Below are 23443 nucleotides of genomic sequence, written 5' to 3'. Positions count from 1 at the left end.
GGCGCCTCCTTACATTCCAGTAATATGATAACCGGCATCCACATGAATCACTTCACCGGTAATACCGCGAGACCAATCCGACATCAGGAATGCCGCTGTATCTCCCACCTCGGTCGTATCGACGGTTTTGCGCAGCGGCGTGATTTCTTCGATTTTTTTGAGCATGCCGTTGAAATCCTTGATTCCATAAGCAGCCAGTGTACGGATCGGACCAGCCGAGATGGCATTGACACGAATTCCGTGCATCCCCAGATCATTGGCCAGATAGCGTACGGAAGCTTCCAGTGTCGCTTTTGCAACTCCCATCACGTTATAGTTTGGAATGGCCCGCTCTGCACCGATATAGGTCATCGTCATGATGCTTCCGCCTTCGGTCATCAGCGGATGTACCCGGCGGGCAACAGCAACCAGTGAATAGGCGCTGATTTCCTGTGCCAGACCGAATCCTTCACGTGATGTATCGACATAATGACCATCCAGATCTTCCGGACGCGCATAGGCGATACTATGGACGTATCCATGCAGTACTCCGATATGTTCAGACAAGTAAGCAGCCAGCTGATCGATCTCGGATTCATTTTGCACATCACAAGGCAGCAAAACAGATCCGGGAATAGACTCTACCAGCTTCTCAACACGGCTCTTAACCCGCTCATTCTCGTATGTAAAAATGAGCCGTGCATCCTGTTCAGCGAGCGATTGGGCAATTCCCCAGGCGATACTGCGGTTATTGGCCACCCCCATAATCAAGATATTCTTATTTGCCAGCAGTTTTAATCCCATACTCTCTCCTTTTTTAAATTTTGATAGTTAAAAATAAAAAAATAATAATGTGTATCGTTCTTACAAGGCTACCTTAATACATCCGGCAGGACCTGTAAATACGTTTTTTGAAATTTTAACAAAAAATAACTTAAACATTACATTTATTGTATTTATGTTAATTAATTCTATTTAAAAAGAGCATCACAAACAGCACCAAATCCGTCAGTTTACAAAAGACGCTGGTGATACCGGAAACGAAATAACAGAATAACCGAAACCATGAATGTCTCAATGAATGAATACAATACGTTTTTAAGCTGGTCCTATCATGGACTGTGCCATTCATGAATCAACAGGCGGAAATTTTTCAGTGAGCCGCTATTTTCCTGCTCCGATTTATCCTGTCGCACATTCTCATACCCTTTCCTGTTGACTTCCATATGGGCAAGAAATATCGACTATGTATAACAGATTCCATCCCTTCGGGTCTGCCATTTCCATTTGGGAAGATTTGGTACGTTTGCTTGTATTATAACCACCTATTATTACCAGTTTCAACTTCACTTCCTTATTTCGCTACTCTTTCTGATTCTTAACATTCAGCTTACACAAATTGCGTACTGGCATCCGGGCTTTTTACCTTTTTCGGCCTTTTTGATTTTGTGATATACTGCCGTAATTTGATACCGGTACGTATTTAAGTAAAGGATGGACATCAGGAGTTTACCAAATGCTTCTGCCTGCCGCACGCCGGCTTCTCCGTCTATCCTAATAAAAAGAAATAGACAAGATATTTCTCACTCTCTCCCTTATTCTCCTTTCCTGCACTCGATCAGCAGCAAAAAAAAAGACGACCCCTTTTACTCAAAAGGAGGCGTCTTCCATACGTATATAAATAAATGGATACTGTGTAAACGGAGTGTATTCACCCAATCAACAGCGTTAACATAATATTATTTTAAGCGGTAACCCATGTGTGTCATAAAGCGGCCAAAGGCTTCGCGGCCGGCAGTATCCTTCTTATACACACCTGCATGCTCCATAATCCGGGCAAACTTGCGTCCCACCTCATCCTGGACAGCCAGCATAGCCTGATCGTGATCCAGCTCGGTACCATACTGATCGACCATCTGCTGAATCCATGGACCATGCAGAGCCAGCTGATGTTCCGGCTGCGCACGCACCGCTTCCAGCAATGCCGCGTCTCCGGTCAGAATGGAAGCGATCAGATCGAGTTCTTCCTTCAGACGACCCGGCAGAATCGCCAGTCCCATGACTTCGATCAGCCCGATATTCTCGCGCTTGATATGATGCATCTCCGGATGCGGGTGGAAAATACCGTCCGGATACTGTTCGCTCGTCCGGTTGTTGCGCAGCACCAGATCCATCTCATACTGCTCGCCCTGGCGGCGGACAATCGGCGTGACCGTATTATGGCGTACTGGCGTACCATCCGGGCCTGGAGAGGAAGCCAAAATATCTACCTGCTCGTCGCTGTACACTTTCCACTGCTCATACATATCATTGGCCGCTTCCAGCAATTGCGAGTCGTTATGGGAACGCAGACGTACCACACTCATCGGCCAGTTCACCAGTTCCAGCGTCAGCCCTTCACGGGAAGGATGCTGGTACACCTGCTCTACAGCAGCCTTTTCGATCGGGAATGTATGACGGCCGCCCTGGAAATGATCATGGGTTAGAATCGAGCCGCCTACAATCGGCAGATCGGCATTGGAGCCGAGGAAATAATGCGGGAACTCGTCCACAAAATCAAGTAGACGGCGCAGCGTCTGCTTCGTCAGCTGCATCGGCACATGATCATGATGGAACACGATGCAATGCTCATTGTAGTACACATACGGCGAATATTGCAGGAACCACGATTCGCCGTTCAGCTGCAGCGGGATCACGCGCAGGTTCTGACGGGCCGGGTGGTTGATCCGACCGGCATAGCCTACATTCTCCCGACATAGCAGACATTTCGGATAGGACGGAGGCGGCATCAGCTTGGTTAGCGCAATCTCGGCCGAACTCTTCTCCGGCTTGGACAGATTGATCGTCATTTCCAGATCGCCGTATTCGGTCGGCTGCTTCCAGTATACATTTTTGGATATACGGTCCATGCGGATGTAGTTGGAATTGATCGACAGCTGATAGAATTGATCGGTCGCGGCTTCGATGCCTTCCCGGTCCAGTGTATCGTAAAAGTCTGCCGTCACTTCCGACGGGCGCGCCATCAGTAGGCCCATGATCTCGGCGTCCATCAGATCGCGGTACGTATCGGTATTTTCCTGCAGCTGGCCGATACTGTGGGCATAATCGATCAATGTGTCGATCATGATCTGCGGCTCGGCAGCCGCTTCTCCCTCACGGACCATGCTCAGAATGGAGACGTCCGGATTGTAAGGTTCGTCAAACCGGAACTTGCTCAGCAGCAGATTCCGGCTGTAGTCCAGATCGGCTATTTTGATCATCTGTTTGGCAAAAGCGAACTTGACCAGCTCATCAATCGCCAGCAGTGCGCTGTTCTGTTCTACGTTACGTTCGGCTTTGTTATTATTCATGGTCGCCATATCCCTGTGGATGAGATTCATGCCACTGCCAGGCGCTGGCAATGATGTCTTCCAGTTTGTCACGTGAAGGTTGCCAGCCGAGTACGCTGCGCGCTTTGTCCGAAGAAGCGACCAGTGTGGCAGGATCGCCGCTGCGGCGCGGTTCGTAGTTCGTTGGAATCTCGCGGCCGGTTACTTTTTTGGCCGTTTCGATCACCTGCTTGACGGAGAAGCCGAGTCCGTTACCCAGGTTGAATACGTTACTGGAACCGCCTGCTGTGAGGTATTCCACTGCTTTGACATGGGCGTCTGCCAGATCGCTGACATGGATGTAGTCACGGATACAGGTGCCATCCTCTGTCGGATAGTCATCACCGAATACGGAGATATGCGGCCGCTGGCCGAGTGCTGTCTGCAAGACCAGCGGTACCAGATGGGATTCCGGGCGGTGGTCTTCACCGATTTTGCCGCTGGCATGTGCGCCTGCCGCATTGAAGTAGCGCAGGGCCACATAGCGGATATCATGGACTTTATCAAACCAGGACATCATCCGCTCCATCACCAGCTTGGTCTCACCGTACACATTGGCAGGCTCGGTACGGTCGGTTTCTTCGATCGGTACCTTTTCCGGTTCACCATAGGTCGCTGCCGTGGAAGAGAAGACGATATTTTTGACGCCGGCTTTTTGCATTTCTTCCAGCAGGCACATGGCGCCGTATACGTTGTTGTCATAATATTTGGACGGATTCTGCATACTCTCGCCGACGAGGGAGCTGGCGGCAAAGTGGATCACTGCCGTAATGCTGTTTTCGCTGAAAATCCGTGCCAGTAGTTCCTTGTCACGCAGGTCACCTTCGTACAGTTTGCCGCCCAGCAGCGCTTCACGATGTCCGGTCATCAGATTGTCGATCACGACAACTTCTTCGCCGCGTTCCAGCAGATCTGCCACTGTATGTGATCCGATATATCCTGCTCCGCCTGTTACCAAAATAGCCATGTTTTTTTCCTCCTGTCAGTCCTTCCACCCGCAGGCTTGCCGCTTTTGGATGCGGGCAAGCCTGCGGGTGGAAGGCTGTGTGTAATTGAACTGCTCCATAACCTTTTACCGCTCTATTATACTGCCTTAGCTTTAACTTTAGATGAACTGCACATCTCAATGAACTGAACAATCGTATATTCACAATCGGTGATTCCTGAACACTTACTCCTGCGACTCATTCCATTCCTCTACGCCATTGCCTACACCGCAGATATAAAAGTCTGCTTCCAGTCCGGTGCGTTCACGATAAGCCTGTCCTACCTGCCGGACGAATGCATCGGTATCATCCTCATGCACCAGCGATACGGTGCATCCACCAAAGCCTGCGCCGGTCATGCGGGCGCCGAGCGTTCCCTTAATGCGGCGTGCTTCCTCTACCATCACATCCAGTTCCTCACAGCTCACTTCATACAGATCGCGCAGCGATTCGTGCGACTCGTTCATCAGCTGGCCGAAGCGCTGCAGATCATCCTGCTTGAGCGCTTCGACAGAAGCCAGTACACGTGCATTTTCTTCCACCACATGTCTTGCCCGGTTGCGAACGATATCGTCCTGAATCTGCTCTTCCAGCAGACCGAACTGCTCCGGAGTCAGCTGGGCGAGGTAATTCAGGTTATCCACATGCGGCTGCAGTGCTGCCAGTGCAGCTTCACACTGGGAACGACGCTCATTGTACTTGGAATCAACCAGTCCGCGGCGCTTATTGGTATTGCCGATGACCAGCTTGTACTGTCCTGTACGGAACGGTACACGGTCATACTCCAGCGTATCGCACATGAGCAGGATCGCATGATCCTTGATTCCGTTGGCGACAGCGAACTGGTCCATAATGCCGCAGTTCACACCGACAAATTCATTTTCCGCCTTTTGTGACATTACTGCAATTTCGACAGTGTCAATGTGACCTTGCTCCATGCTGATCAGCGCATAGGCAGTTACCACTTCGATCGAGGCCGAGGAGGACAGGCCCGATCCGTTCGGAATATTGCCGAAGAACAGCAGATCGTATCCGGATGTGAGCGTGGTTCCCTTTCCTTTCAGCACGGTAATGATGCCCAGTGGATAATCCATCCATTCCTTTGTCGTTTTCAGTCCGATCTCCTGCAGGGCAAATGTCCCTTCCAGCTCCGGGAAATTGACCGAGGCCAGCCTGACCATACCGTCGTTATTGGCCCGGATTGCCAGCAGTGTACCGAATTCCAGAGCTGCCGGCAGTACATAGCCGCCGTTGTAATCAATATGTTCACCAATCAGATTCACACGTCCCGGAGCATGGAAAATGCGAATCTCTCCGCCTGTTCCGTACTTCTCCGTAAATGCCTGTTTCATCTGCTCTTGATTCATGGGTTAATTCCACCTTATCCGTAAAGTCCGCTTGCTGTGCTGAAGCGTTATTGCTGATCCCAGTATACCCTGAAAGCGCTATGATATGTAATGAACAGATGTGCCGTGTATATGGATAAATGTGACCTCACTGCGTTATAATCCTACTATAAAACAACAAGATGCAGCCGACCCGCTCCAAATCCATTATCAATCCCAACATATCCCCGAAGTTTCATATCAGCAATCATGCCCAAGGAGGCACTGTCCATTATGCCCGACAAAACCTATCAGGTCGCTCCCAACCCGATCTTTCACGATGAAGGTACACTGTATGTCCTGTTCACCGGAGAGAGCCAGACTCCGCCTTCCCATAGGCTGGGCCCCAAAATCTATGATTATTATCTGTATCACTATATTGCCAGCGGACAGGGACAGTTTATTACCGAGGATCGCACGTACAAGCTGAGCGCAGGGGATTCTTTTCTTATCCATCCCGGCCAGCTGGTCAGCTATGTATCCGACCGTCAGCAGCCCTGGCATTATCACTGGTTTGCCTTTGCCGGTGATCAGGCCGATGCCCTGGCAGAGCAGGCCGGATTTCATGCCGGTTCACCGGTTGCCCGTTCGGAACAGCAGGAAGACCCGGGCCGGATCGGAGCGTATTTGCAGGCTATGCTGCAGGCTTTTTACACGCAAAAAGAAAGCTCCGATCTGGCCGCTCTTGGGTATCTGCATCTGATTATGGCCGAAGCCAGCGAGCTGCTGACCCGCCAGGCGGCCCTGCCGGGAGCCGAATCGATCACCCGCCGTACGGTCAAGCAGATGATCCACTACATGTCCAGTCAGTATGCGCACCCGGTATCCATTGAGGATATGTGCAGCAGTATTGGCTACAACCGGGCATACATGTCCCGCATTTTCAAAAAGGAAACCGGCATGACCCCTGTCACCTATCTGCTCAAGCTGCGCATCGACAAAGCGCGCCAGCTGCTGCGCGAGCGGCCGGAGCTGTCCACCCAGCAGATCGCCGCTTCGGTGGGTCTGACGGATGCGCTGTATTTCTCCAAGCAGTTTCGGCGCTTTTACGGCGTGTCTCCGAGCGAGTACCGTGCTTCCATTCATCCGTCCAACCATAAATAAATTCCCTTACCGGAAAGACCGATGCACCCTGTCTCGGAGTAATTGTCCATATCAAAAAAGGGGAAAGACCCTGTCACATGCAGAGCCTTTCCCTTTATATTCGAATTCAATCCAAGTATCCATGCGGGCCCACAAATCAGGTGATCAAACCGCATTCTGTAACAGTTATCCGCCCTGTGCTGGCCTGCAGCCTATCCGGCGGATAGAGCAAGCGTTATTCGCTGTGTTCTGCCGAAGATTTCAGAATTTTGTCAATGCGCTGCAGCTCTTCATCGGAAAATTCCAGATTATTCAGTGCAGCGATATTTTCTTCAATCTGGGATACACGGCTCGCACCAATTAATGCAGAAGTCACTTTGCCATGACGCAGTACCCAGGCAAGCGACATTTGCGCGAGACTTTGACCACGCGTACCGGCCAGCTGATTCAGTGCATATACTTTGCGAATCGTTTCCGGGGTAATCTTGTCTTTGCCCAGAAATACCGATGAGCCGGCTGCACGTGAATCTTCAGGCACTCCATTCAGATATTTACTGGTCAATACACCCTGCTCCAGCGGACAAAAAGCGATACTGCCTGCTCCGGCCTGTTCCAATTCATCCTGCAGACCATTCTCAATCCAGCGGTCCAGCATCGAGTAACGGGGTTGGTGGATCGTCAGCGGTGTACCGAGCTGTTTCAAAATGCCTACTGCTTCGCGCGTCTGTTCGGCACTGTAGCTGGAGATGCCCACATATAATGCCTTGCCCGAGCGAACGATATGATCCAGTGCCATCATTGTCTCTTCCAGCGGAGTCTCCGGATCAAAACGGTGAGAATAGAAAATATCCACGTATTCCAGGTTCATCCGTTTCAGACTCTGATCCAGACTGGAAATTAAATTTTTGCGTGATCCCCATTCTCCATAGGGACCCGGCCACATGTAGTAACCCGCTTTGGTGGAAATCACCAATTCATCACGATAAGGAGCCAGATCCTGACGAAGCACCTGACCAAATGTCTCTTCTGCCGAACCGGCAGGCGGACCATAGTTATTCGCCAGATCGAAATGCGTGATTCCCAGGTCAAATGCTCTTGTCAGCATCGCTCTTGAATTCTCATACGTATTAATGCCGCCAAAATTATGCCACAAACCAAGTGAAATCGCGGGAAGCTTAAGTCCGGAACGTCCGGTACGATTATATTTCATATTGTCATAACGTTGTTCTGAAGCTACATATACCATACTGATCCCAACCCTTCTACTGAGTAAAATCTGTACACATATCCTCAAAAATCATAACGGAAGCATTACCATTATGCAAATAGATTCTCACGTGCTCGAGGGTATGTGCTGCTTTATCCATTCCCCCTGCCATATTCCGCTAGCAAGGTCCTCGGATGCATCATAACAGCTGCTGTACCTGCCGCATCACCGCTCCCATCGGCTCGGTAATGATCAGATCGGCATGACGGTCATGTGCGGTTGCCGACGCATTCATCAGCACGGTATGTCTGCCGCGAAAATACGAGATAAAGCTGGCCGCCGGATACACGGTCAGGGAAGTCCCGCCGATAATGAGCAGATCGGCGGCCGACAGCGCTTCTACCGCTGCAGTGATCACATCTGCATCCAGCGATTCTCCGTACAGCACCACATCGGGGCGGATAATTCCTCCATCCACCGAACAGCGCGGTACACCGGATTGGGCCAGCACCTCGGCCAGCGTGTATTGCTGGCCGCAGCTCATGCAGTAATTGCGATGTACCGAACCGTGCAGCTCCAGTACATTTTGGCTGCCTGCCTTCTGGTGCAGCCCGTCGATATTTTGCGTGATGATCGCCAGCAGCTTACCCTGCTGCTCCAGTTCGGCCAGAATCTCATGCACCGGATTGGGCTGCACATCCGGGTAGAGCATTTTGGAACGATAAAATTCATAGAACAATCCCGGCTCCCGGTCAAAAAACGGCCGGCTCAACATTTCCTCCGGCGAATAGCCCTGCTTGCCGCTTTCCTGGTACAATCCGGTCGCTGAACGGAAGTCAGGGATACCGCTTTCGGTGGATGTACCTGCTCCGCCGAAAAATACAATCCGATTGGATTCTCTAATCCATTCGGTGAGTTGGTTTACTTTATCCATAGGGATCACTCCTTGTATTGTAAATATTCTATTTGGGCTGCATGGATAGCCGTAATTATTCCTGCACGAATTGTTAGCCGTCTGCTGTGATGATCTGCAGTTCCCGGTAGTCGTGAATAATAATATCGGCGTCCGGCAGATGGGTGGGGGCTTCGGCAGTTGGAGCAATGCCAATGCAGCAGGCCAGTCCGGCCTGACGGGCCATTTGCATGTCGGCGTTGCTGTCGCCGATCAGTATGGTACGGCCCGGTTGGACAGACAGGCGTTGGCAGGCCAGCAGGGCCATATCGGGTGCAGGTTTTCCGGATGTTACCAGATCGCTGCCGATGATCTCGGTAAAGTACGTCTCCAGCCCGCTCCAGCGCAGATGTTTGAGCGCTTCGGAGGTCCAGTCCGAGGTTACGACGACCAGGGGCATACCCGCCTCACTGCAGCTGTCCAGCAGGGGAATCAGGTTCGGCAGCGGCTGTACCGGACGGGTCTGTTCCATCTGCTCCATGGCCTGACGGCTAAAGTCAGTGATCTGCAAAATGGCTTCATCCCAGGGAACGCCTGCGCTGTAAAGCTGCCAGGCCAGTACGGCCGTCGTCTCCTGAACAGAGGCCATTGCCATCGGTCCGCGCGGGTCATAGCCGGTCAACTTGCCGGATGCATTATAGATCGTGCCCATCACCTTTTCCCGGCTGCCGGTAAAGGAATGACCGCGATTCTGCAAATAATCTTCCATATAACCCAGCAGCAGTTCGGCCCAGCTGCCCCACAACTGCATAAAATCCAGCAGTGTGCCGTCTTTGTCCCATAGTATGGCATCGCACTCGATGCGCTGCGATTGGTATGTGATTAACGCCAAAATCATCTTCCTTCCTGTCTATACTTGTCTCCCATATTAGTTTACCCCCAAAACCGCCTATGCAAAAAGCAGTGTATTCTCCGAATGCTGCAAAGGAAGAACACACTGCTTTTACATTTCATTATTTTATTCCATACGTTCGGTCTATGTCCGGCTGTTGCTGTTGACTGCAAGATGGATGCTTCGCTTCCTGCAGCGAAGATTTTCGCTTCCTGCAGCGAAGATTTTCGCTCCTTGCAGCGAAGATTATTTTTTGCCGGCTGCCGGTATTTCCTTCATCCAGCTGAGCAGTGCATTCACAGTCTGAGCACGCTGCTCCTCTGCACTGACCTTGGCAGGCTGATCGCCCTTCTGCTCGCCATAGCTGCCAAACTGACCGTGGTTGCCGCCCCGCACGCTGTAATAGGCCGTATCGGCCGGCAGCAGGGAACGGGAAGCTTCATACTTGTCCTTTTGCAGGACGCTATCCTCGGATCCGGTAATCGACATCACCGGCAGTCCCATATTCGCCAGATTGCCATTTTGATCCGGATAGGAAGCGAGGAAAAACACCCCTGCGATCCGGTCCTGGTGGTTTACCGCATACCGCGAAGCAAATATGCCGCCCAGAGAATGCCCGCCAATAATAAACTTCTCATCGGGATGGCTGCTGATTACCGCATCGGCGGCGTTGGCTTTGGTAAAAGCAAAATTAAATGGAAATTTCATAATATATACGGAATGCCCCGCAGCCGCCAGATCTCTGGCAAATAGACTGTAGGATTCCGGTTTCACCCGTGCGCCGGGATAGAAGATCAGACTGTTACCCGTCGATTTGGCAGCATCAAATTCAATCCAGTTCTCTGTCGTATGTACAGTTACCCCTTGCTGTTGTGCGGTCAATGCCTGCTCCGCTTCTCCTGTCGGCCCATAAGGCGTCAGCAGGTACCAGGCAGCCAGTCCGCCCAGAATGAGCAGCACAATCAGAATACCCAGTAGAATTTTACCGATTTTACCGGCACGTCCGCCGCGGCGGCTGCCTCCATAACTTCCTGCATATTTACGTTTCTGTCTAAACATAAGTTCTCCTTCCACTTCAAGTCCGGTTCGCATGAATTCCTCGGTACTGCAGTCCGGTCATGAACGGCTCTTTTATCATCTTCGCCTGTTCAATCCGCATATACAGTATGTATCCGCCAGCTTTGCCGGAGCCTTGCTGATATACAAGAGCAGCCTGTCTCCCTAGCAGGACAACAGGCTGCTCTATGTGTAGTATACCACTTTCCATGGAACGGAATACACTTTCACGCGCATCCGGGACCAAAATAGTTATTTTGGAGTAATTATTGGGACTCTTTGACTGCAGAATAAATACAGACCATTTTTACAGCAACATTTCGAAAATAATTCTAAAATATCTTCAGCAAGCTGGGCAGGGTATGCCAATAAAATATTCCGTCCAAAAGGTATTGGTTCTCTATAGTTTTTAACAGAACTCTACAGATCTTGATACAATCTCTGTAATTTTATGCACACGTCTGCAAAAATGTATAGAAAGCAGCCTTAATCAGACCTGCTTGGCCTCATGGTAAGCTTGCATGTACTGCTCGGCTCTTTGGCGTACCAGACTAAGATTGCCTGTTTTCAAAGCTTCTGTCGTCAGATCGGAACCAATGCCTACTGCCACTGCGCCACCTTTGATCCATTCACCCAGATTATCCAGCGATACACCGCCTGTTGGCATGAAATTGGCCTGCGGCATTGGACCTTTGAGCGTCTTGATAATGGATGGTTGATACAGATTGCCCGGGAACAGCTTCACGATATCCACGCCCAGCTCCAGCGCCTGTTGTACACCCTCCAGCGTAGTCACACCCGGCAGTACAGGCACACGGTATAGATTGCAGATTTTTACTGTTTCCGGATTCAGCGATGGACCAACGACAAATTCGGCACCCGCCATAATCGCTGCCCGTGCGGTCTGCGGTTCCAGTACGGTACCGGCTCCAATAATCGCAAAGTTGTCGCCTTCCGACTTCCAGCTGTACATCCGGCTCAGCTTCTCGATCGCACTCAGTGCTCCCGGTACGGTCAGCGTAACTTCAATCACTTTGATTCCGCCGGCGATGGCCTGCTCGGCCATGGCGAATACCTGCTCTGCGGAATCTCCGCGCAATACGGCTACGACACCGTTATCCATCATCTTTTGCAGCAGTTGTAACTTTTTCATGTTGTCTCTCCTCATATGGAAATGAATTTGGGAAATGCATTTGACCTGTCTGTATGGCAAGGAGTGAACCCTGACATTACAAAGATTAACGGCTGATCAACGCTCTACATGTGCTTTGTTGCTAAGCTTTGCCTGGACCTGGGCATCGGTCGGCAGCGCCTCCCAGTCCCCTACCGCCTGGATGACCATCGAACCATTCAGATTGCCCAGACGTACAGCCTCCTCAATGGTATACCCGCGCAGCAGACCGGTAATAAAGCCTGCACAGAATCCATCCCCTGCCCCCACCGTATCCAGCACGCGTTCCGCTTTGAAATAAGGTACTTCCAGAGTCGCTTCCTTCTCTACCACATAAGTAAGATCCGGACCGCCCTTCACGATGCTGACCGCCTGCAGCTGGCGCAAACGCCGGAAAATCTCTTCCTGGTCGTCCGTCTCATACAGCAGCGCCAGCTCATCCAACCCGGGCAGGAAATAATCGCATTTCTCCGCCAGTGCCAGCAGTACCGGACGCGCCTGCTCCAGCGTCCACAGCTTCAGCCGCAGATTCGGATCAAAGCACACGGTGACTCCGGCTTCCCTGGCAATATCCATCGCCCGATTCACTGTCGCCAGCCCGGATTCGCTGATCGCCGCCGTAATGCCGGTGACATGCAGCACACGGGTATTGCGGATATACTCTTCATCCAGATCGTCAGGTGTCATATGACTGGCTGCAGAGAGCTTGCGGTAATAATACACCGACGCATGACCGGAGGCATTCTCGCGCAGCATCAGCCCGGTCGGTTCCCCTTCCGCCAAAATGGAACGGGATACATCAACACCTTCTCCACGGATTGACTTCCGGATCATCTGTCCAAGCGGATCATTGCCGAGTCGGCCGCACCAGCCGGCCGAGTGACCAAGCCGTGCAATACCGATCGCCAGATTGCTCTCCGCGCCGCCAAATGATTTGCGCAGCTGGGCCGCATATTCGAGTCCGCGGGAATCTTCCGCAGTCAGCAAACCCATGGATTCCCCGAAAGTGACCACTTCCGGATAACCATTCTGATTATTCATTATCCATCCTCCTGATTCGGCACCAAGATCATGCCGTGGTATGTAGCTGGTCATATTATCCATTTTCGCAACCGCTTTCTTTGTTGTCAATGATGCAGCTTCATCATATATACACAATTTTAATTATGGAGAGCGCTTTCTATTGTGAATTTAATCACAATATTCAATTCTTTTTTGTCTTATTTTTAAATCATCAGAATTGTGGAGGGAAAATGATGAATATCAGCCATCTCTATCAACCGGTTCGTACATCCGTCCGTGCCCGCTGCTCCGCGGCCGGCGAGACTTACTTTATAAATTTGCGCTTTTTGTTGATCGTATGTGTGGTGATCGGCAATATGCTGGAGCCGCTGATCCCTCATTCCGATGTGGCACATGGTATTTTTCTGTGGATATTCTCGTTTCATATGCCGCTGTTCGTACTGGTCACCGGATACTTTGCCCGCTCCAATCTGCATGGACGCACAGGAATGAAAATCCTGCGCACGATCGGGATGCAGTACATCGTGTTCCAGAGCATTTATTCGCTGCTCGATTTTACCGTTTTTCGGGTGCATGGCATCACGCACTCCTTTTTCGCCCCTTATCTGCTGCTCTGGTTCCTCACCGGACATATCCTGTGGCGGCTGATGCTAATCATGATGCGACAGCTCACTTTTGCCCAGCAGTTGACCCTGTCGGTAGTGCTTGGGTTGGTCGTAGGCTCACTGCCTATGGACGGTGTATGGCTGGCATTATCACGGACATTGATCTATTTCCCGTTTTTTGTGATCGGCTATCATTTCCGATTTGAACGTTTTGCTGCATGGTTCCGCAGCTATCGGCTAATGCTGGCAGGCGGTCTGTCGGTTGCACTGCTGGCCGGATTCATTATGATGGACTGGTCGCTGAATAATGGCTGGTTTTACGGCAACCAGACCTTTATGCAGCTGGGTGTGGATACATGGCATGGCATGGTTACACGGCTGGGCATGTATATATTGCAGCTGGTCGCTTCTCTGGCCTTTCTTGCCTTTGTACCGTGGAAGTTCCGGCAGATTACCGATCTGGGCCGACGTACGCTGTATGTGTTTTTGCTGCATGGTCTGGTCGTGCGTACGCTCGAAGTTTCCGGTTTATTCGCCCATGTCAGCAGCACAGCCGGTGTACTGGTGGTGATCGCGCTAGCGGTTATTTTGACACTGCTTCTTTCCCGGCCTGCTGTCCGCAGCTGGACTCATCGGTGGGTCGAGCCGGAGCTGCCCCGTTATGTACGCCTCAAATTCCGCCATGCCCAGCGCCGATATTCCTTTTTGCGCTGAACAATCTGCAGCCGATATCTAAATAAATGGCTAAATATCGTTTCACTCTATAGAGACCGGGTAATTAAAGAGCAACTACATTTAGCCTTACCCAATCTATTGTGACAGGAGTGATATTGTTATGGCACGCAGCAAGAGCAGCGGGAAAATGAGCCGTGAAGAAGCCGGACGTATGGGCGGACAGGCGACTTCCAAAAACCACAGCAAAGAGTTTTATCAGCAAATTGGTAAAAAAGGCGGTCAGGCCACTTCCCAATCCCATGACAAGGAATTCTACCAGGAAATCGGGCGCAAAGGCGGAGAAGCTACTTCCGAGTCCCATGACAAAGATTTTTATAAGGAAATTGGACGCAAGGGCGGCAGCCGTTAATTCTCCCTATAGATGCAATATGCCTACGCATATTGCAAGATTAAGCAGACTTCTCTGATTCGTTTCTGACAGAGACGTCTGCTTTTTGTATTGTCCTCCGGATAATTACCGTAATATACGCTAGCAAAAAGAGAATACATATGATAGACTCTATTAAAAACTTTTGTGTAATTCGTGTAGTTTCATGTCGCATTATGCAATTTCTTTTCAGCTTCTGTCTTTGGTCTTACAACGCGCTAAAGTAAAAAAGCTACTATTACTATATATTTGGGGGGAAACCGACACCATGGCAGTTAACACAAACAAAAAGATGCGTTCCGATATGATCAAAAAAGGCTTTGATCGGGCGCCACATCGCAGTTTGCTGCGTGCAGCAGGGGTAAAAGAGGAAGATTTTGATAAACCGTTTATCGCGGTATGTAACTCTTACATCGATATCGTACCGGGACATGTGCATCTGCAGGAGTTTGGTAAAATCGTCAAGGAAGCGATCCGTGAAGCCGGCGGCGTTCCATTTGAATTCAATACCATCGGTGTTGACGACGGTATTGCTATGGGACATATCGGTATGCGTTATTCCCTGCCAAGCCGCGAAATTATTGCGGATTCCCTGGAGACTGTCGTCTCCGCTCACTGGTTCGACGGCATGGTCTGCATCCCGAACTGTGACAAAATTACACCGGGTATGATGATGGGCGCACTGCGTGTGAACATCCCGACGATGTTTGTCAGCGGCGGACCGATGAAAGCCGGTAAAGACAGCACTGGCCGCTCCATCTCCCTGACGTCCGTATTTGAAGGCGTTGGTGCCTATCAGGCAGGTAAAATTGATGATAAGAGTCTGCTGGAACTGGAACAGTTCGGTTGTCCAACCTGCGGCTCTTGCTCCGGTATGTTTACCGCCAACTCGATGAACTGTCTGGCGGAAGCACTCGGTATTGCACTGCCGGGTAACGGCACGATCCTCGCCGTATCCGAAGACCGCAAGGAATTCGTCAAAAAATCGGCCAAACAGCTGATGGAACTGATCAAGCTGGATCTCAAACCGCGTGATATTGTTACGCTGGAAGCGATCGATAATGCATTTGCACTGGATATGGCGATGGGCGGTTCCACCAATACGGTATTGCATACGCTGGCACTGGCACACGAAGCCGAGATCGACTATCCGATCGAACGCATCAACGAAGTCGCCAACCGTGTACCGCATCTGGCGAAGCTTGCTCCGGCATCCGACTGGCATATTGAGGACGTGCATCTGGCTGGCGGCGTAAGCGCCGTACTGAATGAACTGCTCAAAAAACCGGGCGCCCTGCACGAGAACTGCATCACCGTTACCGGCAAGACGCTTCGTGAAAATGTAGAAGGTCAGGAAATCCAGAATCATGAAGTAATCCATGCGATCGACAACCCGCATTCCGAACGCGGCGGTCTGGCTGTATTGTTCGGCAACCTTGCTCCCGAAGGCGCGATTATCAAAGTCGGCGCTGTCGATGCATCGGTTGGAGGCTATCACAAAGGGCCTGCCATCTGCTTTGACTCCCAGGATGATGCGCTGTACGGTATCGCCAATGGTCATGTCAAAGAAGGACATGTGGTCGTTATCCGTTATGAAGGTCCAAAAGGCGGACCGGGTATGCCAGAGATGCTTGCGCCTACTTCCCAGATCGTCGGCATGGGCCTCGGTGCCAAAGTCGGCCTGATCACAGATGGACGCTTCTCCGGCGCTTCCCGCGGTATCAGTATCGGTCATATCTCACCGGAAGCAGCCGAAGGCGGTCCAATCGCTTTCGTACACGATGGCGATATCATCGAGCTGGATCTGAACGAGCGTAAAATCGAACTGCATATCAGTGAAGAAGAAATGGCTGAACGCCGCCGTACCGAATGGAAAGAATTCGAGCCAAAAGTCAAAACCGGCTACCTGGCCCGTTATTCCAAGCTTGTTACCAATGCGAGCATGGGCGGTATCATGAAAATCTGATTCAGACTTGGTTTCCGGCGGGAATGCACTCTATTCCACGCCGGATCGTACAAGGCTTTCTCCCTGATCACGATCAGGCGGGAAAGCCTTTTGTGTGTGAACAGGCCTATTATCTTTTATACTGAAGCCGCTCTTTTATCTTTTTGTAACGAATACGGTATAGGGCCGTATATGTAAAGTCGGACTTGCTGCTTGATTCCCTTGCTGACCGGATCAACCCGGGCAGTACAAGACGGAGGCATGTTCGCCCATTTTAACAAGCAAAGGAGATTTGGCATTACATGTTACCCCTTTATAAAAAATACTGGCGCACGGCATTTGATATCGGAGTCGTCGTACTGACAGTCTATCTGATTCTGCTGATTTCCAGCCAGCTCTACCGGATTGCCGCTCCGGTGTTTCTGTCTGTGCTGATTTTTGCCATGATTGAGCCGTTTGCGATGTTCCTGAACCGCAGAGGATTGCCCAAAATGTTCTGCTCCGCGATTGCGGTACTTACGTTTGTGCTTGTTATTCTCGGTGCACTGTTTGGAGCCGGATTGATTTTTATATCCCAGATCAGTCAGGTTGCTGATGAACTGCCCCGGTATGCGGTCATTGTACAGCAGCATTTTGCCGGCTTCACAACGATTCTGCAGCGGGAAATGAATGCACTGCCTGCAGATCTGACCGAACGCATCAATGAATATTTTGCTGCTTTTACCGCCGGGCTCGCTGGCTGGGTCAAAGCTACATTTAATTACGCTATCGGCTGGCTGGGTACTTTTTCTTCCTTTATCGGAAATTTTGCGGTAGGTATTATTCTCGCCTTTTTCCTGAGTGCAGAGATCAATCTGTGGCGGCGGATTGCCGGCGAGAAAACGCCGAACACGCTCAAAAAGGCATATTTCTTCCTCAAACAGTATGTATTCCGTGCAATCGGCGGCTATATCAAAGCCCAGCTGATCATGGTCATGATTACGTTCGTGCTTGTATACATAGGATTGCTGATTCTGCGTGTGGATCATTCTTTTGCACTGGCACTGCTCAGTGCGGCATTTGATATTTTGCCGCTATTGGGTATTCCGGTGGTATTTATTCCATGGATCATTTACCTGTTTATCGTAGGACAGACAGGGCTGGCTATCGGATTAACCGTACTGCTGGTCGTCGTGATGCTAACCCGCCAGCTGCTGGAGCCCAAAATCACCGGCAACTCGATCGGCATCTCCTCCGCCTATCTGATGCTGTCCGCGATGATCATCTCGCTCTCCATATTCGGCGTCGCTGGTCTCGTACTGTCTCCGGTACTGATCATTCTGCTCAAAGAGCTGTTCCAGCAGGGTTATCTCAAACGCTGGATTCGTCTGCCCAAGGAAGAGTTCGAGCCTATTCGCGACGATATTCCCCGGACATAACCAAAACCATCCGTATCTGACTGCTGCAATAGCCAGGTACGGATGGTTTTTTATTGGTTTTATTGGTTTTTATTAGTTCCTTATTCGATTGAAATAGATACAACTGCATCCCCAGCTGGAAAGTCAGTTAATTTTCTTTACGCTTCTTTTTCGAGGATCGGTGGTTCTGCTGTTTCCTTTTTAGCAGAACTTGCATTTTCCAAAGTATTCGGTTCTGAAATAGAGGCTGTATCCGATTTTACCAATGATATGGTCTCTATCTCAGCATTGTCCAATTTCACTGGCTTTGCAGATTCGACGTTGAATTCGGTATCATCATCATCTTCTCCAACAGGTTCCACGCTCTCAGCACCAGCACCAGCATCAGCACCAGCATCAGCATCAGCATCAGCATCAGCATCAGCATCAGCATCAGCATCAGCATCAGCATCAGCCGTATTATCCGACTCATCTTTATCCTGTTCAATGGTAAAACGTGAAATCGTTTCTTTCAGCTCGACCGATACATTTTCCAGCTGGCCGGATAATGCTACCAGTTGACCGCTGACATTTTGCTGTTCATTACTGAGGGAAGCGACTTCTTCCGACGTAGCAGAAGACTGTTCAGCCACTGCGCTGACATTGCTCATCGCTTCATTGATCACCTGCTGTACCTGATTCAGCTCACTGATCGAGGAGGTGGCAGAATTCAGCTTCTGGACAAATTCCTGCATCTGGCTCTGTACCGTCTCAAAGATCGAGGTAGTATCCTTGACTGATTCGGTCTGCTGCTGGAAGAGCGGATAAGCCTGATTCAGCACACTGACCGTTTCTTCCATTTCATTCTGGATATTGGCAGTGATCTCTCCTACCATCAGGATGGACTGACGGGATTGCTCGGCCAGATTACGCACCTCACCCGCTACAACCATAAAGCCTTTGCCTGCTGCACCTGCCCGCGCCGCTTCGATTGTTGCATTCAGGGAAAGGATATTGGTCTGTTTGGTAATATTCTGCATGGCATCCAGCACCTGCTGCACTGAAGAAGTACTCTGCTTGAGCGAATCGATGCGTGCTCCCAGGGAACGGATCATTTCCTCGGTGACGGTCGTCCGGTTCAGCAGCTGCTCCATATGCTGCACACCGGTCTCACTCGCTTTCTCCACCTGCTGGGCAGAGGTGCCCATCTGTTCATTGGCTGCTACGACTCTGCTCATCTGCTGGTTCATCGTATCCGCCAGTTCGGTTCCCCGCTCCGCTTCACGTGCCAGACTGCCTGCTCCGTTAGCGATCTCCTCGGTAGCTGTCGCAATCTCGCTGGCTGATGCAGCAGTCTGTCTGGAGGCCTGGCTGAGCGATGAGGCGGTATCCAGCACTTGCTGGGCGGACTGGCTGGTCTGCTGGACCAGCGCTGTAATATTGCTCATCATATCGTTAAAGGCAAGCGACAGCTGGCCGATCTCATCCGAAGACCGATGATCCGTACGCACATGCAGCATCCCCTGAGCTCCCTGGTTCATCAGCTGCTGCAGCTTGCGCAGCGGTCTGCCGATCATGCGTATGATCAGTATACCAATCACAATAGCGACCACCCCGTCGATCACCGCCATAATCCAGGTCATCGTCAGAATCCCGCTGGCACTTGCTACGAGTGAGTCTACAGGTACTGTACCTACCAGCTTCCAGTCCACGGTATCCAGCACACTATAAGCTATTAGCGTCGGCTCCCGGCCTTGATCATTCTGGAAACGTCCGCTGCCATTTTGAATCTGATTCAAAAATCCATGTACTGAAGGCTGGGCGACCGTATCCGGTTCCGTAGAAGCGATCACGGTCTGCTCCGGCCCGCCAATCAGATCGACATGGCTTCCGTCTCCCAGCTTCAGGCTGCTGATCTGATCATTGATCCACTTGCTGTTAATGCTCATGACGAATACGAACGAACTGGCACTGCTGGATGTACGCATCGCCCGTGCATACGTAAAGTTCTTGTTGGAACCATCCATCTGGGTCGTTGGGATCCAGGTCATGACACTGTCACCTTTGGCGAGTGATTGATACCATTCCTGGCTTCGAATCTCGCTGGCTTCCGGTATGCCTACACCTGCCCCGATAATATCCATCGATTCATCCAGCGGCACCATATAGATCGCCTCAATAGAGTCCATCGAGTTCATCTGATTCTGCAGATTGTCACTCACCGAGTTGACTGTCTGATACTTTTCATATTCGCTGAGATCACTTCGGCCCAATGCCGACAGATCTTTTTGCATTGTAGGATTAAAGAACACCTGAATCGACGAATTTACCAGTTGGTTCAGCATAACATCCAGTTTCTCGCCGGTCTGGATAATCGTCTGCTCATTGCTGATCGCCGCATTTTCCTTGATTACACTTTTGGCCTGAAAATAAGAAAAGCTGCCAAGTGAGATCACAAATACCATAATCGCGACAAAGAAAATCAAAAACAGCTTCATTCCTACCGATTTGGCTGGATGAAGTTCACGCCAGCTGCCGGCCATTTGCCTAAGCGATGCAGTTGCTTTTTTTCGTTCAAACCATTTATGTACTGCGGTTGAAGAGGATGAATCTGTTGTAACCGTTATGTCTGTCTGCTGTGCATTACCCTTGCTTTCTCTGCTTTTTTTCAATAATTTCTTATCCAGTCTGACCGGCTGCTGTCCTGACTTGTTCCGTTTCCGTCCCAATCCCATAACCCTTCACCTACCACTTTAGAATTCATTTTAAAAGGATGTCATTCTAAGTTAGTTATACAGTTAAAATGTACTATCACAAACTGCCAAACAGGTACGATGGATATACGTATGCATTCATTATCGGTGCAGAACAGGGATAAATTAACCTTTTTAGCGCAAAAATAAGGCCCTTTATACTATTACGTATAAAAAGCCTCATTTATTTAGTTAAAGCTATCGGTTATGAGAACGTTCCATCGGCCGCTGAATTACACAGCAGCCGACATTTTGACCTTTTTGGCATTTTTTTTGCGCATCATATCAAAGTAGCGCACCGGCTGATCTACTTTCATTTTGATTTTTTGCAGTGGATGGCGGGCTGCATCCAGTTCATTGCCTTCTTCATCCCAGATCTGACCTACAATCTGCTTGAAGAATGTATTCCCCGGACCGAAAAATTCAATTTCCTGTCCCGGTTTGAAGTTGTTGCGCTGCTGGATGGTAGCCATTCCGGTCACCGCATCATAATCCAGTACCAGCCCGGCAAAGTCGTAAGGTACGGCTTTGTCTTCCGGCTCGTAGATATGATCTTCATTATCCGGCGTATCATAGAAAAATCCGGTATTCAGCGGACGGTTGGCTGCCTTGTTGATATCCTCCAGCCATTCCGGCTTGAGCACATAATTTTCCGGATCAGCCATATAGGAGTCGATCGCCTGACGATACGCATTAACCACCGTAGCGACATAGTGGATTGATTTCATCCGGCCTTCAATTTTGAAGCTGTCGATACCGACTTCGATCAGATCCGGAATGGATTCCAGCATGCACAGATCCTTGGAGCCCATGGAGAACGGATTATCATTCTCTTCATACAGCGCCTTCTGATTGACACCAAGACGGAACTGCTCCAGTACACGGTTGTCAGCCGCTTCCTCTTCGGATATCCATTCTTCCTGCGAACGGGCATCCTCAAACAGGTCGTATTTCCAACGGCAGGACTGACAACAGCCGCCACGGTTGGAGTCACGATCGGTAAAGTGGTTGGACAGTACGCAGCGTCCGGAAAAGGATGAACACATCGCTCCGTGAATAAATGCTTCGATTTCCACATCGACATGCTTTTTGATCTCGGCAATCTCTTCCAGGCTGGTCTCGCGGCCCAGAACGACACGCGGCAGTCCTTCTTCTTTCCAGAACTTCACGGCCTGCCAGTTGATCGTCGACTGCTGGGTGCTCAGATGAACTTCCAGCTTTGGCGCGCAGCGCAGGGCAATCTCGATAATGGTCGGATCGGCGACGATAATTGCCGAGATTCCGGCATTCTCCAGATTGCGCAGGTATTCTTCAATACCATCAATATCTTCATCATGGGCATAAATATTCGTAGCTACGAATACTTTAGCACCATATTTATTGGCAAATTCAACGCCTTCCCGCATCTCTTCAAAGCTGAAGTTATCCGCGTTGGACCGAAGGCCGTATTTTTGCCCGCCGATGTACACAGCGTCTGCACCATAATGGATCGCAAACTTGAGCTTTTCCAGATTGCCTGCAGGTGCAAGCAGTTCCGGCTTGGCGAGACGATGACGTTTTCCGAAATATTTTGGTTTATCCATGGTACTCATGGAGATCTCCCCCTTGATCTTGTTGCTTATCAATACACCTGTTCCTTGTAAAAGAACCCAAAACCGAGCTCACGTTCCGGATCTTGCAGACGACGCACCCCATCCAGCCATTCTTCCTTGAATTCATAACTATCCGGATCGGCTGCGTAGACATCAATCGCCTGGCGATAGGCACGAACGACAGCTTCATTGTATGCGATCGGCTTCAATATTCCTTCGATCTTGAAGCTCTGCACGCCTGCTTCCATCAGCAGATGCAGATCTTCCAAAATACAGATATCTTCCGAACTCATAATATGGGTACCATTGCTGTCCTCGTAGATCGGGAACTTCTCATCCCGGCGCTCCGCTTCAATCAGGAACAATCCACGCTGCAATCCCAGATCACCGCTCACTTCTCTACCCTGATGTTCCATATAACTCTGCACAAGCCGACGTTTGGAATGATAAATATTGGTCATACCATGTACCTGTACCTGGGCTTCCACTTCCATTTTGTCCATCATGCCTGTGATCTCGTCCATATTCAGCTCACGTGCCAGCACGGCTCGAGTCGCGCCTTTGCGGCCCCAGTAGTTGGCTGTGGATGAATTGGTCGAAGTCATTTCGGCATTCCAGTGCAGTGCCATCTCCGGTGCAATCTCCCGTACTGCCGTCAGTACCGACGGATCGCCAAACTCTATTCCGTCTACACCGGCATCACGCAGAGAAGCGATATAGGCTGGCAGCTCTTCCAGCACATCATTGGTCATCAGATTATTAACAGCTGCATAAATGCGTTTGCCCTCGGCATGCACATACGCTGCCGCTTCGGCAATCTCTTCTCTTGTAAATTCGCCGGGCATACGCATGCCATAACGTTCCTCACCGACCAGAAATGCGTCGGCCCCTGCTTCTGCCAGACGGCGCAGCTCCTCCATTGAGGCTACAGTCACCAACAGTTCGGGTTTGTTACTCATGTAAAGCCACCTCCCAGCCTGTACGGCTGTATATTCATACTGTTTCTGCGGGGTTTCCCTGTCTTGCTA

18 protein-coding genes are annotated in these 23443 nt (G+C 50.4%); 5 read left to right on the top strand and 13 right to left on the bottom strand.

Annotation, left to right across the window (positions count from 1 at the left end):
• Positions 1-9: 9 nt before the first annotated feature.
• The 4 genes from fabI to M1D61_RS05765 all read right to left on the bottom strand — a co-directional run bounded on the left by fabI (position 10) and on the right by M1D61_RS05765 (position 5700).
• Positions 10-783 (bottom strand): enoyl-ACP reductase FabI, encoded by a 774-nt coding sequence (gene fabI, locus M1D61_RS05780; RefSeq protein ID WP_458121514.1) that lies wholly within the window; start codon positions 781-783, stop codon positions 10-12.
• A 935-nt stretch (positions 784-1718) separates the two neighbouring features.
• Complete coding sequence (locus tag M1D61_RS05775) at positions 1719-3329, bottom strand: UDP-glucose--hexose-1-phosphate uridylyltransferase (RefSeq protein WP_458121513.1); 1611 nt, start codon at positions 3327-3329, stop codon at positions 1719-1721.
• Positions 3322-4314, bottom strand: coding sequence for a UDP-glucose 4-epimerase GalE (galE, locus tag M1D61_RS05770; RefSeq protein ID WP_458121512.1), 993 nt, complete (start codon positions 4312-4314; stop codon positions 3322-3324). The genes M1D61_RS05775 and galE overlap by 8 nt, the downstream gene beginning before the upstream one ends.
• 204 nt (positions 4315-4518) lie before the next feature.
• Entirely contained in the window at positions 4519-5700 is a 1182-nt protein-coding gene (locus M1D61_RS05765) for a galactokinase (protein WP_458121511.1), read from the bottom strand.
• A 252-nt stretch (positions 5701-5952) separates the two neighbouring features.
• On the opposite strand from M1D61_RS05765, the gene M1D61_RS05760 reads away from it, so the two are divergent.
• On the top strand, positions 5953-6822 hold the full coding sequence (locus M1D61_RS05760) for an AraC family ligand binding domain-containing protein (protein WP_458121510.1): 870 nt from the start codon (positions 5953-5955) through the stop codon (positions 6820-6822).
• A 214-nt stretch (positions 6823-7036) separates the two neighbouring features.
• On the opposite strand, the gene mgrA is transcribed toward M1D61_RS05760, so the two are convergent.
• From mgrA to M1D61_RS05730, 6 genes are all read right to left on the bottom strand, one after another.
• The gene (gene mgrA / locus M1D61_RS05755; RefSeq protein WP_458121509.1) at positions 7037-8047 is read right to left on the bottom strand and encodes an L-glyceraldehyde 3-phosphate reductase; all 1011 of its coding nucleotides are present in this window, start codon (positions 8045-8047) and stop codon (positions 7037-7039) included.
• A 160-nt stretch (positions 8048-8207) separates the two neighbouring features.
• Complete coding sequence (locus tag M1D61_RS05750; RefSeq protein WP_458121508.1) at positions 8208-8942, bottom strand: NAD-dependent protein deacylase; 735 nt, start codon at positions 8940-8942, stop codon at positions 8208-8210.
• A 73-nt stretch (positions 8943-9015) separates the two neighbouring features.
• Positions 9016-9792, bottom strand: a complete 777-nt coding sequence (locus M1D61_RS05745) for an HAD family hydrolase (RefSeq protein WP_458121507.1) — start codon at positions 9790-9792, stop codon at positions 9016-9018.
• 246 nt (positions 9793-10038) lie between these two features.
• Positions 10039-10851, bottom strand: coding sequence for an alpha/beta fold hydrolase (locus M1D61_RS05740; protein WP_458121506.1), 813 nt, complete (start codon positions 10849-10851; stop codon positions 10039-10041).
• Between the two features lie 487 nt (positions 10852-11338).
• Positions 11339-12001 carry a bifunctional 2-keto-4-hydroxyglutarate aldolase/2-keto-3-deoxy-6-phosphogluconate aldolase gene (locus M1D61_RS05735; RefSeq protein WP_458121505.1) on the bottom strand — a complete coding sequence of 221 codons (663 nt, stop codon included), beginning with the start codon at positions 11999-12001 and terminating at the stop codon, positions 11339-11341.
• A 96-nt stretch (positions 12002-12097) separates the two neighbouring features.
• Positions 12098-13060, bottom strand: a complete 963-nt coding sequence (locus M1D61_RS05730; RefSeq protein ID WP_458121504.1) for a sugar kinase — start codon at positions 13058-13060, stop codon at positions 12098-12100.
• A 212-nt stretch (positions 13061-13272) separates the two neighbouring features.
• Here M1D61_RS05730 and M1D61_RS05725 point away from each other — a divergent pair, with 212 nt between their 5' ends.
• The 4 genes from M1D61_RS05725 to M1D61_RS05710 all read left to right on the top strand — a co-directional run bounded on the left by M1D61_RS05725 (position 13273) and on the right by M1D61_RS05710 (position 18112).
• The gene (locus M1D61_RS05725; protein ID WP_458121503.1) at positions 13273-14361 is read left to right on the top strand and encodes an acyltransferase family protein; all 1089 of its coding nucleotides are present in this window, start codon (positions 13273-13275) and stop codon (positions 14359-14361) included.
• 121 nt (positions 14362-14482) lie between these two features.
• Positions 14483-14731, top strand: a complete 249-nt coding sequence (locus tag M1D61_RS05720; RefSeq protein ID WP_046213418.1) for a KGG domain-containing protein — start codon at positions 14483-14485, stop codon at positions 14729-14731.
• 310 nt (positions 14732-15041) lie between these two features.
• Positions 15042-16715 carry a dihydroxy-acid dehydratase gene (gene ilvD / locus M1D61_RS05715; protein ID WP_458122419.1) on the top strand — a complete coding sequence of 558 codons (1674 nt, stop codon included), beginning with the start codon at positions 15042-15044 and terminating at the stop codon, positions 16713-16715.
• Positions 16716-16996: 281 nt separating this feature from the next.
• Positions 16997-18112: an AI-2E family transporter gene (locus M1D61_RS05710; RefSeq protein WP_458121502.1), complete on the top strand. Its 1116-nt coding sequence runs from the start codon at positions 16997-16999 to the stop codon at positions 18110-18112.
• 137 nt (positions 18113-18249) lie between these two features.
• Here M1D61_RS05710 and M1D61_RS05705 read toward each other — a convergent pair whose 3' ends face one another.
• The 3 genes from M1D61_RS05705 to M1D61_RS05695 all read right to left on the bottom strand — a co-directional run bounded on the left by M1D61_RS05705 (position 18250) and on the right by M1D61_RS05695 (position 23374).
• Entirely contained in the window at positions 18250-20805 is a 2556-nt protein-coding gene (locus M1D61_RS05705; RefSeq protein ID WP_458121501.1) for a methyl-accepting chemotaxis protein, read from the bottom strand.
• 251 nt (positions 20806-21056) lie between these two features.
• Entirely contained in the window at positions 21057-22415 is a 1359-nt protein-coding gene (locus M1D61_RS05700) for a peptidase U32 family protein (RefSeq protein ID WP_458121500.1), read from the bottom strand.
• A gap of 29 nt (positions 22416-22444) precedes the next feature.
• Positions 22445-23374, bottom strand: a complete 930-nt coding sequence (locus M1D61_RS05695) for a peptidase U32 family protein (protein WP_458121499.1) — start codon at positions 23372-23374, stop codon at positions 22445-22447.
• Positions 23375-23443: the final 69 nt, after the last annotated feature.

The sequence above is a fragment of the Paenibacillus sp. Z6-24 genome, from assembly GCF_054161335.1.
The sequence above is the reverse complement of the archived record's forward strand: the minus strand, read 5'-3'. Positions and strand labels throughout refer to the sequence as shown.

Coding starts and splice junctions, on each gene's coding strand:
- fabI (WP_458121514.1), bottom strand. CDS start 783: ATGGGATTAAAACTGCTGGCAAATAAGAATATCTTGATTATGGGGGTG.
- M1D61_RS05775 (WP_458121513.1), bottom strand. CDS start 3,329: ATGAATAATAACAAAGCCGAACGTAACGTAGAACAGAACAGCGCACTG.
- galE (WP_458121512.1), bottom strand. CDS start 4,314: ATGGCTATTTTGGTAACAGGCGGAGCAGGATATATCGGATCACATACA.
- M1D61_RS05765 (WP_458121511.1), bottom strand. CDS start 5,700: ATGAATCAAGAGCAGATGAAACAGGCATTTACGGAGAAGTACGGAACA.
- M1D61_RS05760 (WP_458121510.1), top strand. CDS start 5,953: ATGCCCGACAAAACCTATCAGGTCGCTCCCAACCCGATCTTTCACGAT.
- mgrA (WP_458121509.1), bottom strand. CDS start 8,047: ATGGTATATGTAGCTTCAGAACAACGTTATGACAATATGAAATATAAT.
- M1D61_RS05750 (WP_458121508.1), bottom strand. CDS start 8,942: ATGGATAAAGTAAACCAACTCACCGAATGGATTAGAGAATCCAATCGG.
- M1D61_RS05740 (WP_458121506.1), bottom strand. CDS start 10,851: ATGTTTAGACAGAAACGTAAATATGCAGGAAGTTATGGAGGCAGCCGC.
- M1D61_RS05735 (WP_458121505.1), bottom strand. CDS start 12,001: ATGAAAAAGTTACAACTGCTGCAAAAGATGATGGATAACGGTGTCGTA.
- M1D61_RS05730 (WP_458121504.1), bottom strand. CDS start 13,060: ATGAATAATCAGAATGGTTATCCGGAAGTGGTCACTTTCGGGGAATCC.
- M1D61_RS05725 (WP_458121503.1), top strand. CDS start 13,273: ATGATGAATATCAGCCATCTCTATCAACCGGTTCGTACATCCGTCCGT.
- M1D61_RS05720 (WP_046213418.1), top strand. CDS start 14,483: ATGGCACGCAGCAAGAGCAGCGGGAAAATGAGCCGTGAAGAAGCCGGA.
- ilvD (WP_458122419.1), top strand. CDS start 15,042: ATGCGTTCCGATATGATCAAAAAAGGCTTTGATCGGGCGCCACATCGC.
- M1D61_RS05710 (WP_458121502.1), top strand. CDS start 16,997: ATGTTACCCCTTTATAAAAAATACTGGCGCACGGCATTTGATATCGGA.
- M1D61_RS05705 (WP_458121501.1), bottom strand. CDS start 20,805: ATGGGATTGGGACGGAAACGGAACAAGTCAGGACAGCAGCCGGTCAGA.
- M1D61_RS05700 (WP_458121500.1), bottom strand. CDS start 22,415: ATGAGTACCATGGATAAACCAAAATATTTCGGAAAACGTCATCGTCTC.
- M1D61_RS05695 (WP_458121499.1), bottom strand. CDS start 23,374: ATGAGTAACAAACCCGAACTGTTGGTGACTGTAGCCTCAATGGAGGAG.